Origin of the sequence: Stygiolobus sp. CP850M, assembly GCF_037389425.1 — an archaeon.
GTDB lineage: Archaea > Thermoproteota > Thermoprotei_A > Sulfolobales > Sulfolobaceae > Stygiolobus.
The window spans coordinates 12,288-27,118 of the sequence record NZ_JBBHKR010000099.1; the positions used below are offsets into that span (position 1 = coordinate 12,288).

17 protein-coding genes and 2 pseudogenes are annotated in these 14,831 nt (G+C 38.8%); 9 read left to right on the forward strand and 10 right to left on the reverse strand.

The annotated features are described in order from the left end of the window. Nucleotides 1–55: 55 nt before the first annotated feature. Nucleotides 56–2,038 (forward strand): acetate--CoA ligase, encoded by a 1,983-nt coding sequence (gene acs / locus WIW89_RS12460; RefSeq protein WP_337721013.1) that lies wholly within the window; start codon nt 56–58, stop codon nt 2,036–2,038. A gap of 86 nt (nt 2,039–2,124) precedes the next feature. On the opposite strand, the gene WIW89_RS13660 is transcribed toward acs, so the two are convergent. The 3 genes from WIW89_RS13660 to WIW89_RS12465 all read right to left on the reverse strand — a co-directional run bounded on the left by WIW89_RS13660 (nt 2,125) and on the right by WIW89_RS12465 (nt 3,732). Further along, entirely contained in the window at nt 2,125–2,313 is a 189-nt protein-coding gene (locus tag WIW89_RS13660; protein ID WP_443295017.1) for a sulfocyanin-like copper-binding protein, read from the reverse strand. Nucleotides 2,314–2,315: 2 nt separating this feature from the next. After that, the gene (locus WIW89_RS13665) at nt 2,316–2,510 is read right to left on the reverse strand and encodes a sulfocyanin-like copper-binding protein (protein WP_443294987.1); all 195 of its coding nucleotides are present in this window, start codon (nt 2,508–2,510) and stop codon (nt 2,316–2,318) included. A gap of 157 nt (nt 2,511–2,667) precedes the next feature. Continuing rightward, nucleotides 2,668–3,732, reverse strand: coding sequence for an MFS transporter (locus WIW89_RS12465; RefSeq protein WP_337721004.1), 1,065 nt, complete (start codon nt 3,730–3,732; stop codon nt 2,668–2,670). Between the two features lie 84 nt (nt 3,733–3,816). Between WIW89_RS12465 and WIW89_RS12470 the strand changes: the two genes are divergently transcribed. Both WIW89_RS12470 and WIW89_RS12475 read left to right on the forward strand, forming a co-directional pair. Further along, a complete protein-coding gene (locus tag WIW89_RS12470) occupies nt 3,817–4,095 on the forward strand; it encodes a hypothetical protein (RefSeq protein ID WP_337721005.1) in 279 nt (92 codons plus the stop codon). Between the two features lie 63 nt (nt 4,096–4,158). Then, nucleotides 4,159–4,338, forward strand: a complete 180-nt coding sequence (locus WIW89_RS12475; protein WP_337699163.1) for a hypothetical protein — start codon at nt 4,159–4,161, stop codon at nt 4,336–4,338. A 172-nt stretch (nt 4,339–4,510) separates the two neighbouring features. Here WIW89_RS12475 and WIW89_RS12480 read toward each other — a convergent pair whose 3' ends face one another. Further along, complete coding sequence (locus WIW89_RS12480; RefSeq protein ID WP_337721006.1) at nt 4,511–5,248, reverse strand: ABC transporter permease; 738 nt, start codon at nt 5,246–5,248, stop codon at nt 4,511–4,513. Then, nucleotides 5,229–6,056 carry an ABC transporter ATP-binding protein gene (locus tag WIW89_RS12485; protein WP_337721007.1) on the reverse strand — a complete coding sequence of 276 codons (828 nt, stop codon included), beginning with the start codon at nt 6,054–6,056 and terminating at the stop codon, nt 5,229–5,231. Before WIW89_RS12485 ends, WIW89_RS12480 begins: the two co-directional genes overlap by 20 nt. Nucleotides 6,057–6,153: 97 nt before the next feature. Here WIW89_RS12485 and WIW89_RS12490 point away from each other — a divergent pair, with 97 nt between their 5' ends. Next, nucleotides 6,154–6,525 carry a helix-turn-helix domain-containing protein gene (locus WIW89_RS12490; protein WP_337699157.1) on the forward strand — a complete coding sequence of 124 codons (372 nt, stop codon included), beginning with the start codon at nt 6,154–6,156 and terminating at the stop codon, nt 6,523–6,525. A gap of 27 nt (nt 6,526–6,552) precedes the next feature. On the opposite strand, the gene WIW89_RS12495 is transcribed toward WIW89_RS12490, so the two are convergent. Next, on the reverse strand, nt 6,553–6,873 hold the full coding sequence (locus WIW89_RS12495) for a hypothetical protein (protein WP_337721008.1): 321 nt from the start codon (nt 6,871–6,873) through the stop codon (nt 6,553–6,555). A 53-nt stretch (nt 6,874–6,926) separates the two neighbouring features. On the opposite strand from WIW89_RS12495, the gene WIW89_RS12500 reads away from it, so the two are divergent. Continuing rightward, entirely contained in the window at nt 6,927–7,232 is a 306-nt protein-coding gene (locus WIW89_RS12500) for a hypothetical protein (protein WP_443294991.1), read from the forward strand. Between the two features lie 48 nt (nt 7,233–7,280). On the opposite strand, the gene WIW89_RS12505 is transcribed toward WIW89_RS12500, so the two are convergent. Together WIW89_RS12505 and WIW89_RS12510 are read right to left on the reverse strand one after the other, a co-directional pair. Then, entirely contained in the window at nt 7,281–8,210 is a 930-nt protein-coding gene (locus tag WIW89_RS12505; RefSeq protein ID WP_337721009.1) for a zinc metalloprotease HtpX, read from the reverse strand. 40 nt (nt 8,211–8,250) lie between these two features. Beyond that, a complete protein-coding gene (locus WIW89_RS12510; protein WP_337721010.1) occupies nt 8,251–9,234 on the reverse strand; it encodes an ABC transporter substrate-binding protein in 984 nt (327 codons plus the stop codon). Nucleotides 9,235–9,724: 490 nt separating this feature from the next. On the opposite strand from WIW89_RS12510, the gene WIW89_RS12515 reads away from it, so the two are divergent. The 3 genes from WIW89_RS12515 (at nt 9,725) to WIW89_RS12525 (ending at nt 11,815) form a co-directional block, all read left to right on the forward strand. Further along, nucleotides 9,725–10,705 carry a FecCD family ABC transporter permease gene (locus WIW89_RS12515; protein WP_337721011.1) on the forward strand — a complete coding sequence of 327 codons (981 nt, stop codon included), beginning with the start codon at nt 9,725–9,727 and terminating at the stop codon, nt 10,703–10,705. Then, nucleotides 10,680–11,345 carry an ABC transporter ATP-binding protein gene (locus WIW89_RS12520; RefSeq protein WP_337709134.1) on the forward strand — a complete coding sequence of 222 codons (666 nt, stop codon included), beginning with the start codon at nt 10,680–10,682 and terminating at the stop codon, nt 11,343–11,345. The genes WIW89_RS12515 and WIW89_RS12520 overlap by 26 nt, the downstream gene beginning before the upstream one ends. A gap of 140 nt (nt 11,346–11,485) precedes the next feature. Continuing rightward, entirely contained in the window at nt 11,486–11,815 is a 330-nt protein-coding gene (locus WIW89_RS12525) for a transcriptional regulator (RefSeq protein WP_337721012.1), read from the forward strand. Here WIW89_RS12525 and WIW89_RS12530 read toward each other — a convergent pair. Then, nucleotides 11,787–12,251, reverse strand: a complete 465-nt coding sequence (locus WIW89_RS12530; protein WP_337699142.1) for a hypothetical protein — start codon at nt 12,249–12,251, stop codon at nt 11,787–11,789. The genes WIW89_RS12525 and WIW89_RS12530 overlap by 29 nt on opposite strands. A 310-nt stretch (nt 12,252–12,561) precedes the next feature. On the opposite strand from WIW89_RS12530, the pseudogene WIW89_RS12535 reads away from it, so the two are divergent. Further along, nucleotides 12,562–13,374, forward strand: a pseudogene (locus WIW89_RS12535) (transposase). Here WIW89_RS12535 and WIW89_RS12540 read toward each other — a convergent pair. Beyond that, a pseudogene (locus WIW89_RS12540) lies at nt 13,363–14,519 on the reverse strand (IS110 family transposase). The pseudogenes WIW89_RS12535 and WIW89_RS12540 sit on opposite strands and share 12 nt — an antisense overlap. Between the last annotated feature and the right edge of the window lie 312 nt (nt 14,520–14,831).

The window sequence follows — 14,831 nt, forward strand, 5'->3', positions numbered from 1 at the left end:
TCACTTTGAAGGTAAAAGCTTTTTATGAGTGTTTAAACAATTTATACTGATCCATATGGGTGAAAAACTGTCAGAACAGTTACAACAACTCGGCGAGAAGAATCTAGAAGAGAAAGCAGATTATAATATGAGATATTATCAATATTTATATAAAAAGAGCGTTGAAGACCCAGCAGGATTCTGGGGAGAGTTGGCTAAAGAATTAATAGACTGGTTTGAACCTTGGCAAAAGACGTTCGTCCAAGAAGAAGGGTTACTGACCAAGTGGTTCGTAGGTGGTAAACTTAATGCTTCTTATAATGCAGTAGATAGGCACTTGAACTCTCATAGAAAGTACAAGGCTGCTATAATATGGGAAAGCGGCAGAGGAGAGAAGAAAATAGTTACATATCAAGACCTTTATTACGAAGTGAACAAGTGGGCTAACGCATTGAGACAGTTGGGGGTACAGAAGGGTGATAGAGTAACGATATACATGCCCTTAACGCCGGAGGGTGTAATTGCGAAGTTAGCTGTAGCCAGGTTAGGGGCAATTCACAGCGTAGTATTTGCCGGCTTTGGAGCACAAGCATTAGCTGACAGAATTCAAGACGCCGGAGCCAAAGTAGTTGTTACAGCCGACGCTTATTATAGGAGGGGTAAAATTGTTGAGTTAAAGAAGACTGTAGATGAAGCTCTACAGATACTTGGAAATAACAGTCCCGTTCAAAGGGTCCTTATATATAAGAGAACGGGGACTGAGATCCCGTTTAACGAGAAGAGGGATGTCTACTTTGATGAAGTCGATAAGTTCAAGCCTATAGAGCCTGAACCGGTAGAAGCTACTCACCCCTTATTTATCTTGTACACCTCTGGCACTACAGGTAAGCCTAAAGGAATCGTTCACAGTACCGGAGGTTATCTGGTTGGTACTGCAACAATGCTCTTATGGAGCTACGGCTTAAGTCAAGATAACGATGTATTGTTCAATACCTCTGACATAGGTTGGATTGTAGGTCACTCTTACATAACTTACTCACCCCTAGTTATGGGTAGGACAATCGTCATTTATGAAGATGCCCCAGATTATCCGTACCCAGACAAGTGGGCTGAGATAATAGAGAAGTATAGAGCCACTACATTCGGTACTTCAGCAACGGCTATAAGGTCATTCATGAAGTACGGCGAGGACTACGTAAAGCAACACGACATGTCTTCACTGAGGGTTATCGTCACTAACGGAGAGCCCCTTAACTACGCCCCGTGGAAGTGGGGACTAGAAGTCGTAGGAGGAGGAAAAGTATTCATGTCCCACCAGTGGTGGCAAACAGAGACCGGAGGTCCCAATATCGGTTACATACCCGGTGTAGTCTACTTGCCGATGAAATCAGGACCTGCAGTAGGTTTTGCTTTGCCTGGAAATAAGGTTCAAGTACTTAATGAAGAGGGCAAGCCAACCGCCCCGAGAGAGAGAGGATACCTCGTAATGTTACCACCGTTCCCGCCTATGATGATGATAGGAATGTGGAACGATCCGAATAACGAGAGGTTAAAGAAGACTTACTTCAACAAGTTCCCAGGGATTTATTATCCTGGAGACTATGCGATGATAGACGAGGACGGTTACATATGGGTAATGGGAAGAGCAGATGAGACAATAAAGGTAGCTGCTCACAGAATAGGAGCGGGAGAAGTTGAATCGATTGTGACAGCCCATCCGGCAGTGGCAGAAGCAGCAGCTGTAGGAATTCCAGATCCAGTAAAAGGTGAGGCAGTACACTTATTCGTAGTGTTAAAGTCAGGATATTCAGCGTCCCCCGAGCTAGCAAAGGATATTCAGAATCACGTAAGGAAGTACATGGGAGCAATTGTTACGCCTGAGGTTCACTTCGTGGACAAGCTACCTAAGACAAGATCAGGGAAAGTAATGAGAAGAGTAATTAAGGCTGTAATGATGGGACAAAGTGCAGGAGATATATCAACTCTTGAAGACGAGGCATCTATGGAAGATATAAAAAAGGCAGTAGAAGAGTTTAAGAAATCGCTAAAAAATGAATAATAAGTTTTTATCTAAATTATTTATTTTATACATATAAAAAACAACTTATGACTTTATTTTTAAAACATAGTATAACTCTATTACTATTAAATAACTACATAAGGAACCGTAACGTTGTTAGATAGTATCAGATCAGCCCAGAGACCTGAGGATGCGTGTCCGAAAACAGGGCATGCTAACCAATAATACCCTGCTAGTATAGTATCTATAATTCCAACTGTTGACTCTCCACAGACACTAGGTTTAACTTGTATAATATCTTTCCATCTTGTGATAACTAAGGATAAGTAGGTATCATGGTATGGTTAAGTACTAATGCTATGCTATGTTGAGTTGATTCATAATTTGTATACTCAATTAATATGGTCCAATTAGCTGGTATGTATATTTTCATATTCCCGTCAGATATCCCATTATAATTAAAGAGTGTAGAATTAGAAAATGTTACTAGTTTAATTTTATATAATATCATTTATTAATAAAAAATTAAATAGACTAGAATAGCTTAGAAATAAATTAAATTCATATAATAATTAGTCTTATCAACAAAATAGAACTATAATGTATATAATGTAGTATTCATTATCGGAAGGATACAAAATATTACATAATGAAATCTACTATATACTCTATCTAACCAAATTTAATAAAAAGAGGGGAAGAGTGGACACTAAACACACAACTACCCACACATAAAATCCTGCAATAAATGGTATTATTAATTCATTCATTCCAAGACCTATTTGTATTGCGTTTATAACAGCCAGTGAAAGAGAGGAATTACCACTCTTTACAATATCAACAACTAAGGAATAAATTACCGAAATACTCATCTCATTAAAAAATCCCATAATGAATAATCCCACCTCGTAGTATGGTGTATACAAGGAGATTACTGGTATCACACCAAGTACCCCAGTTATTACGATCCACTTTATTTTGTCTCTTCTTTCTATTAATGCAGATAGAGCTCCTCCGAGTACTGAGGAGAGAAGTAGGATCGACGATATTGATCCAGTTATTATTGCAGATCTACCTAGTACGTAAAATGAGAATGAAGGAAAATACTCGCTCACTACATAATAGGAGCCCCATATACCTGATGTAGCTAAAGCAATGATAGCTACCCTAACGTCTTTTATGACCTTAAAATTCGGCCTATTATTAGGATATGAAGCAAACCAGTTTACAATACCCATCAGAGCTGTTAATGAACCTAAGAATATAGAAGCAAGTTTGAAACCTAATATAGAGTCGACGAAACCCCAGTTTAACCCTAATATACCCCCAACTGCAAACATAGCGTTATAAAGACCGAGGGCAGTTGTAACTCTTCCTTCATTTAAAACTGCTAATGTACCCCCAGCGGACGAGAAAAAGAACGATGCTCCAAAACCGGTAAAAGCGTATAAAATTAATACTGTGTATGGTTCTTTAAATAAACCGATCAGGAAATCTGATACTCCCATAATTATAAGACCTAATGTATAAGTTCTTTTCATACCAAGCTTTGTAGAAACAATTGCGGCAGGGACTTGCATTATAGCAGCTGAAGCAAAGAAGGACAAGGGAATTAAGCTCACAAAGTAATGAGGTGCATGTATACTTCCGATTAAATACGGTAAATAGGGGGAAAGGAAGAACCAACTTGTCCCATAGACTGCCCTCGCGAGAAGTATTGGAACGCCTCTCAATTTCCATTAATGCTTGATTATGTGTTTAAAACATTATCTCTGTATTCGGAAAATTTTTAAAATAAATGAACCGTAATCTATCTCGTGTTAATTAGAGGAAATAGAAAATTCCTCAAAGCTCTAGCGTTGGCAGTTATTTTCACTTCGTTATTTTCACTCACGCTAGCTTCTTCACAAATTGTCCTTACCGTAGAAATAGGGGCTAATGATTACGGTTACGAGTTTCCAACGATGCAAATAAATGGAATTAACTCTACAGTGACTTACTACTATGTAAATGTAACTTCTCAAGTTCCTTCGACACAAGAGAACGTATACCTTATCGTAAACAACACTCCTATATTAGTCCAAAACGTGTTCTAGTATTATGGACCCTACGGGGACCAACAATGGTTGTCGAGCATTTATTACAATGGTATATATCACATGAAAAGCTTTAGTTTTCCTTCAAAGAGTAAGAAGTACGTACTAACTACCGTTTGGAAGTACAACGGTAGTGGACTCCTCGTAACGTTTACTATATCTAATGGAACTTTCTCACACCAACAAGTATGTTATCTTCCGGGTACCTACGGCGGAGTACCGTCTGTCCCTTCGGGAATATGACTCTTCTACAGTAATATTTAGTACTACTCAGAGTTAATTAGTAAAATTTCTGGAAACAGTAGTCTAGTTCCTCAAGTGTACGCTAGTCATGGTACATTTAATCCTACAACCGACAGTGAAATGATAATCACGACAATTAGTCCCAATACTTTAGGGCTCTATTCTAAGAAATTCATTTAGACACCCACCTGCTGAATCTTATTGAAAGATAGTAAAAAACCACTGTTTCTACGACTAAAACAGTAAAGCTTTGGACCACTAAGCTAGTTTTTACAAGTCCCGTAAAGTTCTGCATTAAAATGGACGCTAAAGTAGTAGGTAAAGGATATATCAACTCGAAGATCATGTGAGGAAGTAAGTAATATGGGTAATATACTGGAGGTAAGATGGTCAACAAAGTTCCGGCTATCGCTCCGATCCCCCAAGAGTAACGAACGTGGGAGATCAAACTCCCTATGAAAAAGCCTATTGCTGAAGTATTTAGCAAAAGTATTAACAATGTCATAAACACAGGAAAGAAATTGAAGGGATTTAAAAGGTGATAGATAATAGCCAAAGCCACATATGTTAAAATACCTGGAGAAGAGTAGATGAGATTCGAGAAAGTCAAGGCCAGGATGTAATCACCTGCACTTATTTCAGTAGCTACAAGAAGGTCTTGTATTTTAAGCTCTAGTCTTAGAAAAGCGAAATCGGCAATGAACGCAAGACCATTAGATGCAATGACCGTTATAAGCCCTCCATCAACAGCGAACTTTACAAATTCTCCTTTCGTTATCATGTAAATTAAGAAGAGTTCTGCTAAAGGCACTGTTAAGTAGGAGAATACGTAAACTATGCCCCTTACTAAGGGAGCCACACCATAAAACCTAGCAAAGGCTAAAATGAACTTAATCTTCAAGGGTCTCACCGGAGTATATTATAAAGAGGTCTTCAAGTGTTATGGGTTTCACAATGTATTTACCTAGATATTTAACAGCTTCTTCTCTGTCCACATAAGATATCCTGAGCTTACCGACCAGCAGGTCTCCTATACCCTCAACTCTCACCTTATTTTCGAATTTCGACAAAAGCTCTTTAACACTACCCTTGGCGATCAGCTTACCTTTGTGAAGTAATACTACTTCGTCCGACAGCTCTTCTGCCTCCTCCATATAATGAGTTGTTAGGACTAATTTCACGTCACTCTCTTTCAGTACTGACCATACTTCTGTCCTTGAATAGGGGTCTAGACCTACTGTGGGTTCGTCAAGTAAGATAACTTCAGCACTTGAAGCCAAAGCCATAGCGACAAATATCTTCCTCTTCATCCCGCCAGAGAGCAAATCCGAAGGTTTGTCTTTAACTTCCCAGAGACCAATTTCCTTTAAAGTCTTTCTAGTTAGCTGGGAAGCTTCGGACAAAGAAAACCCCCTTGCCGTAAGATACATTAGTAAGTGTTCGAATGGAGTAGCGAATCCCACTGGGTGAGCCTCCTGAGGAATTGATGCGATTATTTTCCTTACTTTCTTAGCGTCCTTCACCACGTCATATCCCTCTATAAGGGCTGTACCTTCTGTGGGTAAGAGTTGAGTGGATAGAATTCTGGTAAGGGTAGTTTTACCTGCTCCGTTCCTGCCCAATATGGAAATGCTCTTAGCATTCGTACTAAAGGACACATGGTCTAAAGCCGTTGTACCGTCGTTATATCGCTTCGTCAGGTTAACAGTTTCTAACACAGGGTGATCATAATTATTTGACCTAAAAACTATAACTATTTCTCCCTATGGTAAAGATCAAATTTAATATTTGATTTTTTTAATAGTATATATAGTCATGGAAGAAGAAAAAATAGTATTCCCTGATGGTAGAAGCGTTGAGATACATGAATTCTTAGCATTTATGTATGGCTTATCCTCAAGTGACGTAAGCGTCTTGCACTTATTGATGGTTAAGGGGAAAAAAATGACCGCTGATGAGATTTCCGAAGAATTAGATGTAACTAAGGCTTCTATCAATAAGTCGTTGAACAACCTCCTTGACAAGGGCTTGATAATGAGGGAAAAGGAGGAGAGTGAGGATAAAAAGAAGGGTAGACCGGGTTATCTTTACTGGGTTGATAAAAACAAATTATATGAAAAATTAGAAAAAGATCTTGAAAAACTTGCGACTGAAGTGAGGCAAGGATTAGAACAACATTTACAATAAAACGCTACCTATATAACAAAATCTCTTTTACTGTTGCTTTTTCTCTTCTGGTGATTTCTGTTCTTCCTTCTTTTGCTCCTTACCGGATTCCTTCTTCCCTTCTTCCTTCTTTACCTTCTTTATTCTTTCGGTCTTAATATCAATCTTTATTTTAATCTTTTCATCGCTACACTCTCTTATCAGTAACCCGTCTTTTTGGTCATAATCCCCGCATTTTACTTTCTCTTTAGAAACTAGTTCCTTCACGAACTCTTTAGCGTTCTTCAAGTGCCTGAACTTCTTCTCTATTTTCTCCTCTTTATCGCCCTTAGTAATTTGCACTGTGAGATGATATTTTACTACTTTCATACTCTTACCTATTAGCCTTAACTATAAAAATCTGATTCACGTAGATCAACTTAATGCTCATAGTCCCAGATGTTACTAAAAGTGAAATAGTCTATCTAATCATAGCCTTTCTTTTAGGGCTTTTAATCGGGTTTTTAATAAAGAACATCCTAAAAATAGGGATAATCCTTTTAGCTATAATAATCTTACTTATAGTAATAGGTGTAGTCTCACCTAACACGGTCTTATCGTTTATAAAGACCTCAGTTACAACGATTACACCAGAGGCAGAGAGATACGCTACTGAGGCGCTAACTTACCTTCCCTATAACTCCATCTTCTTCATTATAGGATTCGTTGTAGGACTATTAAAAGGGTAGAAAAATATATTGCTGTAACTAGACAAATAAAAATGATAACTTTTTCAATTATGTCCTAATTACACTTTTGTAAATCATTTGAACTCTTTTTGCGGGATCAGGGTGAGTAGACAAAATGTCTGAGAACGGGGAAGGTTTCTCATTTAGCCACTCCTCGACCAGTATAGATGGATCGGTTTCCTTTACTTTTACGGGAGATGCAGTAACAATGATCCCGGTGAAAGGGTCTAACCTAACGTTCTGCATATATATTTCTATTTTAGCTAAGGCATTTGCTAGATTTATCGCATCCTTTCCGAATAATTGAACTGCGTGAAAGTCCGCATAACTTTCTCTCAGCCTGTTAAACCACAGTACGAAAAGTTGGAGTGTTAATGTTATAATAAACAGAGCTCCCCCAACGGCGAGCATAACAATTCCAAATAATAAGTCTGTCTCATCTACAGCAAATATTAAGCTGATCCAGCCTAAATTGAGGAGTAGATTACTTACGAAGCCTAAGACTGAAGGTATCAAGCCTATAGCCATACCTATTTCCACGTCATTATGCTTAATGTGTCCTACCTCGTGTCCGATCACAGCAGCAAGTTCCTCCTCGCTTAGTATGTTAAGCAGAGGGCTAGTTATTCCTATTCTCTTACCTGTTACATAGTTCCCGTAGGCAAAGGCGTTAGGATAAGGTGCGTTTACGATGAATACCCGAGGGGGTTTGATCCCAGATGCCATTGCGATCCTCTTCACCATTTCGTAAACTCTCCCATAATAAGGATCATCTTCTGTAATCTCAAAAGAGTCCCTAGCGACCAAGTAAGGTGAAATCAGCCACTGAATTAACCAGAATAAACCCAAAAACGGTATAACGGCAATTACGGGGAAGTTAAGCAATTGTAAGAGAATGTAAGTTACGATCGCTTCCGAGATTATCGTCAAGCCAAGTGATAGGTATATTTTAAACCTTAGCTCAGGTAAAGTATCCATTTGAGGTTAGTGATCCTTTGAAAGAAAAATAGTTTATCGCTTAAAATACGGGGAGTGAGACGTTAAGGTTTTCTTCTACCCACGTAGTGTTTATGTAGTGCGGAGCCTTCCCTATTAGTATATCGTGCAATAATACAGATCCATAAGGTGACAATACACCAGGTTCGTCTAGAAGGTCTACCGCAAGTCCGGATATCAAGTAAACTTTACCATCATGAACTGCTGAAGTGTCATTATAATACTCTTCAATTAATTGTATAGTATAGGTGTAGTTGTAAACAGTTTGTGCTATTATCACTTGCGGGTTCACAACAAGTATCTTGGAAGCCGTTACAAGCGGGTAACCGGATTCGTTAGCAAAAACGTTGTTACCTCCAGCCAAGACCAGAAGATTATTTATAAACACGTTACCCCCAACTGTGTAAGCTTCACCGTTGGGACATATCCAGTCTAAATACGCCACGTTTACTGAAGGAGTATAATTAATCATGTGTGAGTTCATCCAATTAACTACCTCTTTACCAACTTGAACCTCGTTAAATTGTTGGGCAATATTAAGGATGTTTTCCTCGATTTGTACAAGGGATAAAGCGAAATCGTTGTTTGTAATGAGTAAATTCAATCCTGCTTTTTCCATATCTGGTATGTAGTGTGAGTCTAGCCCATACTCAACAACTACTACGTTGGGGTGAAGGAGTAAAAGACCCGATATGTTAGGAGGGCTGATAGTTTGGAACACAGTCACGTTAGATGGTATCAGCGACGTTTCGTTCAAGTAGTGTAAAAGCTCGAAGGAATATTCGTCTAAGCCAACTATATTTTTACCGAGTCCTAACGAAATTAGGATCTGAGTATCTGAGGGGGCTAGACTAACGATTCTCAAGGACTTTTCTGAAGTTGTCACGATGGGCTGGGATATTTTGGGGGAAGTACTTGTTCTATTGCTATAATATTGAGTATAAATCAGAATTGAAAATATTACTATTACCACTAGAATTATTCCAATTAAGATTGAGCTTCTCATAAGTATGGATAGGTTATCCAACACATATAAATTTTATCATGCTTCAGCGTATCAATGTAGATCGTTCTCGAACGTGGTGAAATTCCGACTCATACGTGATTTCTTTCAGAACACCATTAGTGTTTCTACACCTTACGAGAATAATGTGCAATTTGTGACTACTTTTTAACCCTAGTCAAGTAGCTCTCTTCTAGTAAGCGTTGAAGTTCCCAATTTTCACTTGGTTTAGTTTGCGAGGATAACACTTTCAGGAATACAAGGGTTTGTATACTTTCCTATTACGTAAGATGTTTGCCGACTGTTTTTCTAAACAGAGTTTATTAACTGTTAACCTGATCTTCTTCTCTAAGGGTTCTTCCATTGTTATTTAAGAAGAGTTCTCCTCGATACTTTGTTTACCCATAAATACGTTGGACGTTAGGCTAAGATGTACCCTTAGCTTTAACCTATAGTGGAAAAGTTTATTATATGGATAGGCTGTCCAATTCTTGTGAATAAAAGTATTCTGAAGTATTTCTTATTTCTCTCTATTATACCGTCTTTCATTTTGGCTCTTATCGTAGGACAAGTCATAATTCCAATTAACGATTTAATTCACCCGAATGGTGTATATTCGATCATACTTTACAGAATCAGACTACCTACGATAATAACCGCTATGGTAGTAGGTATAACACTGTCATTGAGCGGAGCCATTATGCAACACCTATTGAGGAATCCTATTGTCGACCCTTATATATCAGGGACAGCGTCTGGAGGAGCTTTAGGTGCGATAATCTCGTATTTCTTGTTAAACTCCTTTATAATGCCCTTCCTCCAGCCTCTGTTCGCTTTTGTTTTTTCTCTCCTCTCGACCAGTTTAACAATCATAATAGGAAAAAGAGGAGGGATTTACGGTTTAGTGATAGGGGGTGTTATAGTCTCTTATATCTTCACTTCAATTTACACGATATTGTTTACGATCCTTGAGTATAAGGATCCTACTATACCCCCTTTGCTGTTCTGGCTCTTAGGAGAGATTAGCATTGTTGGGTGGGATCAGGTTATCCCCCTGATATTAATTTCAGCTATTCTTGTAATACTATCGTTAATTCACTCAAAAGCTATCGACTTAGTAGCAATAAGTGATGAGTTGAGCTATGCCCACGGCATTAACCCCCAAAGGTTCAGGGTCTTCTGGCTAACCTTCATAAGTTTCGTGGTATCTTACGAGATATCCTTGGTAGGAGTCATCGGTTTCTTGGGAATCCTTGTCCCTCATCTGGTGAGAAGGGTCATTGGAGGAAATATGAGGGATCTTACAGTGTACTCTTCTGTCATTGGTGCTTCCCTTATGTTAATAAGTAACGTATTATCCCATGGTCTCTTCGGGACTATTATCCCAGTAACTCCGATAATTGCCCTAATGTCCTCCCCGGTTCTGGTTTCGCTCATGGTGAGGATAAATGATGGTCAAAGGGTTGAGAGTTAAGTTCGGTGATAAGGTCGTCATAGATAACGTAACTTTCGAGCTTAAGGAAGGGGTGACTCTTCTTTTAGGACCTAACGGATCAGGTAAGACCACCTTACTCAGGACTATAATAGGTATGGTTAAATCGAACGAAGGGGAGGTTTCAGTAGACTTAGAAAAACTATCCTATTCCCCTTCCGAGTTCTTTTCTCCTTCCATGAAAGTCTGGGAAGTCCTAACAGCAGGGAGAAAGAGAGGAAATTACGAGAGATATGTTAAACTATTAGGGTTGGATAAGTTCATGCAAAGGGATTTCTCCACGTTAAGCAGTGGAGAGAAGAGGTTAGTGTTAATAGCTAAAGCACTTGGTGAGGGAAATTTAGTCATAATGGACGAACCCTTCTCTAACGTGGACTTTGCTAACAAATTCAAGATAATAGCTATAATGAGCCAGCTGAAGAACGAAAAGCTATTCCTTATTACAGCTCACGAGCTGGATGTTATAAACTACGTCGATAGAGTGATCCTTCTGAAGAACGGAAGGATTATCTACGAGGGAGAGCCGAAAGGCCTCTCGGATGAGTTACTGTCCTTTGCGTATAATTATAAAGTAAAGAGAGTTGACGTAAACGGAAAATTCTTTTTCACTCCGGAATTTTAATACCTCAATCTATCATTATAAATTATACGGATTCTAACACTGGTATACTAAGTTATACACTTACGTTTAACACTGTTAATTGAAACTGACTTTCGGTATTATACCCAAATTCTATTAAAAATAGATGCGAAATTTCAACTATGAGAAAGATTACCACACCATGCGAAGATGCATTTAAGAGTGTAGTTCCGGTATTAAGGTTAGCAATTGCTAAAAGACTCATAGAGAAAGGAGTGCCTGTAGTTAAAGCATCAAAGGAGGTAGGTATTTCAGCAACCACTTATGAAAAGCAGATAAAGATGAAAGAAGAGCAAGTCCAGAAGGTAAACAGCGATGAAGAGGTAAGTGATATGCTGGACTCCTTAGTTGGAAGAATTTTAAGTGGACAAACCGTCGAGAGCACTTCTTTCTGTATTTTATGTTCGAGGTCTAGGAGGATCTTCAATCTTCCTCCGTGTCCGAACCTTTAAATAAGAAAGAAACGGAAACTATTACTATTCCCGCTACTAAACTTATTATGAAAAAAGTCAAGGATAGAGAATAGACCACATAAATCGGGGAATCATTTATGAGTACAAATCCTACAAGCACTCCTTGCGTGTAATTATTTTTCAATAGTAATTGCGAATCGTAAAAACCCTCTCCGAAAACATAATATGTCCCGTTACTATACGTTGTGTTTATTATTTGAATGTTTACGGGGATCACTCGCAACGGCTCAGACACATTATCTTTGTATTCAAACACAAAACTGGAGTAACTAATACTAAGAGTGTAATTTCCCTCCGCTTTAATGGGTATAACACCCTTTTGGTACGAGCTCTTTGATAGGGTTAAATGCAGATATAAGAATACCAAACTTACTATAATAAAAACTAGACCGATTACTAGAAAGCTCTTTTTCACAGCGATATTTTAATATGGAGAAGAGACTATAACTTTAATCCTACTATCTTAGTGTTAATACGCTCTATAAAACGGCATTAATTCCGGCTCAATAATCGTTAATTGGAGGCTGGTGGGAAAACCTACCTAGCTTTGGCTTTTTGCATCTCCTTAACAGTCCTCATGATTACAGAAACGGGGGGTTAAGGGGGCGGAAAGCCTCGCCAGCGGAGATGGATAACCCCCTTATATTTAAATATTTCTTTTTCTAATGCTTTGTGGGCTACTTCAGAATTATACAAAAATTAATAAATAATTACGAGTATTACTCATGGTAAAGAGTGAGTACAAGAGGGATTGGCACAAGTACGACGAGAACGTTATAATGAGATACAAGCTAATGTTTCCCTTCTACGTCTTCGAACTCTGGTTTACTAGCAGAGGAGAATAGACATGCAAAGAAAACCTACAAGGCACCAAAGGAGTTCAACGAATTCCTAGCATTCCTCCACTTGTTCTTACCTTATAGGGCCATAGAAGGAGTATTGAGAGCACTAGAGAGACTGAAAATCATCCCAACAAGCCTAGACTACTCAACAGTGAGGAAAGAGTAAGAAACATGAACATAAAATTCGAGGTAAATGACCAACTTGAAGTAATAGCAGACGCAACGGGAATAAGCACAAACAAGGGAGGACAATACATTATAGCAAAATGGGGTAAAACCAAGGACTCAAAATTCCTCAAGATCGAAATAGTAATGGATAAAGACCAATTCAACATAATAAACGCCGAAGTAACCACCAACGAGGTTGAGACTGCAGTCAAGACAGTTAAGGATTTACAAGACAAGGGAAAGAAGGTCAAGAAATTTTATGCAGATAAAGCTTATGATGCCAATGAGGTTTACAAGACCGGGGTTGAGGTCGTTGTCCCACCTAGGAAGAACGCTTCTACTAGGCGCGGCCATCCAGCTAGGAGAAAGACCGTAAGGGAGTTCAAGAGGTTATGATCGTTGGAGGGAGGAGAAGGGTTACGGTGTTAGGTGGAGGATTGAGTCCCTATTCTCAGCTGTACTTTTGGGGAATCCGTCAGGGCTACAAGGCACTACATGCTGACGCCTCTAACAAACCTATGGGGATAACGAGTCTAGCGCGTCTCCCACGTCGAAGTCCTTGGCATTAACTTCCTTACCCCTAGGAATCCTAAAACTCTTCTTGACAACTCCCTTGTAAACACCGTCCCTTATAACATGATAACAAATGCTTGCAAGCTTTCCGGCAAGAGCACAAGTAGCTTGAGTAACACTCTTCCCCCTAGTAATAAGCCTCTCATAATACCCTTTAAAAGGCTCAAGACCCCTAGCAACCTTGGCAACCAAGTAGAGAGCTCTACGCAAATACTTATTACCCCTAATCATACCGGAGTGAGACTCGCTATCACCACTCTGCTTAGTTTTGGGTGCAAAGCCTGCATAAGCCCTAGCAGCCTTAGAACTGGAAAAACGGGAAACATCACCGAACTCAGCGTAAATAGTTGTAGCACTAATCAAACCAATCCCGGGGATCTTACTCAACTCAATTACTGGTTTTGGAATTTTGGAATTTATCGTATCCTCAACGTCCTTAATCATTTTCTCCAAGTTTTTTAATAGTTCAACTAATTGTTTTAACGCTAGTTTTTCCGCGTCGTTTAAGTTTCTCCCTAGTTTTTCTTTTAGTTCCTCTTTCTCTTCTTTGCTTAGTTCTTCCCCCTTTACTAGCTTTTCAAGTGGTTTTCTTCCCTTCTTGTCGAATGGTTGTATTTTATATCCCGCGAATTCTAATATTTTCCTTATCTCGTTCTTTACTTGTGTTGTCTTCTCTACTAGGCTTTCCCTATATCTCGTTAGTTCTCTTAGTTCCATTATTTCTCCTGTTGGTATGATCCCTTGATTACTCTGGTCATGTGTGCTACTAGTAACCTTTGTGCGTCGAGTTTGTCTGTCTTTTTCCCTAGTATTTCTGTTAGGTGTAGTGGGTTTATTACTGTTAGCTTGTATCCTTTTTCCGTTAGTTTTTCATGTAGGTAGAAGTAATATATTCCGGTTGCCTCTATTATTCCTTCCTTGTATTCTCCTAGGAATTTAATTAGTTCTTCTATTCCCTCGTTGTCGTAGTTGAATTCCTTTACCTCCTTGACGTATACTGCTGATTTTTCTTGTTCTATTACTAGTTCTCCCTTTGCTGCTGTTAGTTTGCTTTGTGAAATATCAATTGCGAAGTCCTTATTTGTAACTTTTAATTCCATGGTTGAATTTATTCGTTTCTCGAGATATTTTTTGTTCTCATAATACTTTGTTTTCTTTGCATAGTGTTAAGTGTTTCAGCCCCTAGAGTATTTTGTTACAACCTCCTACTCGGGGGTTTTTATCCCCTCTTGTTAGATCGTTCTAGGGGCTTCACAGCTAGCCTCGTGGATGGGGTTTTATCCCCATGTTTTCTATGAGCTTATGTTGTTTTTCTCCTTACTTGTTTATTTCCTTTTCTCTTGTAATACTTGGTTTTATTCGTTCTCTTGTTTTGCGTGGATTGCCCGTAGGAGCTTTTTAGGACAAGTGGT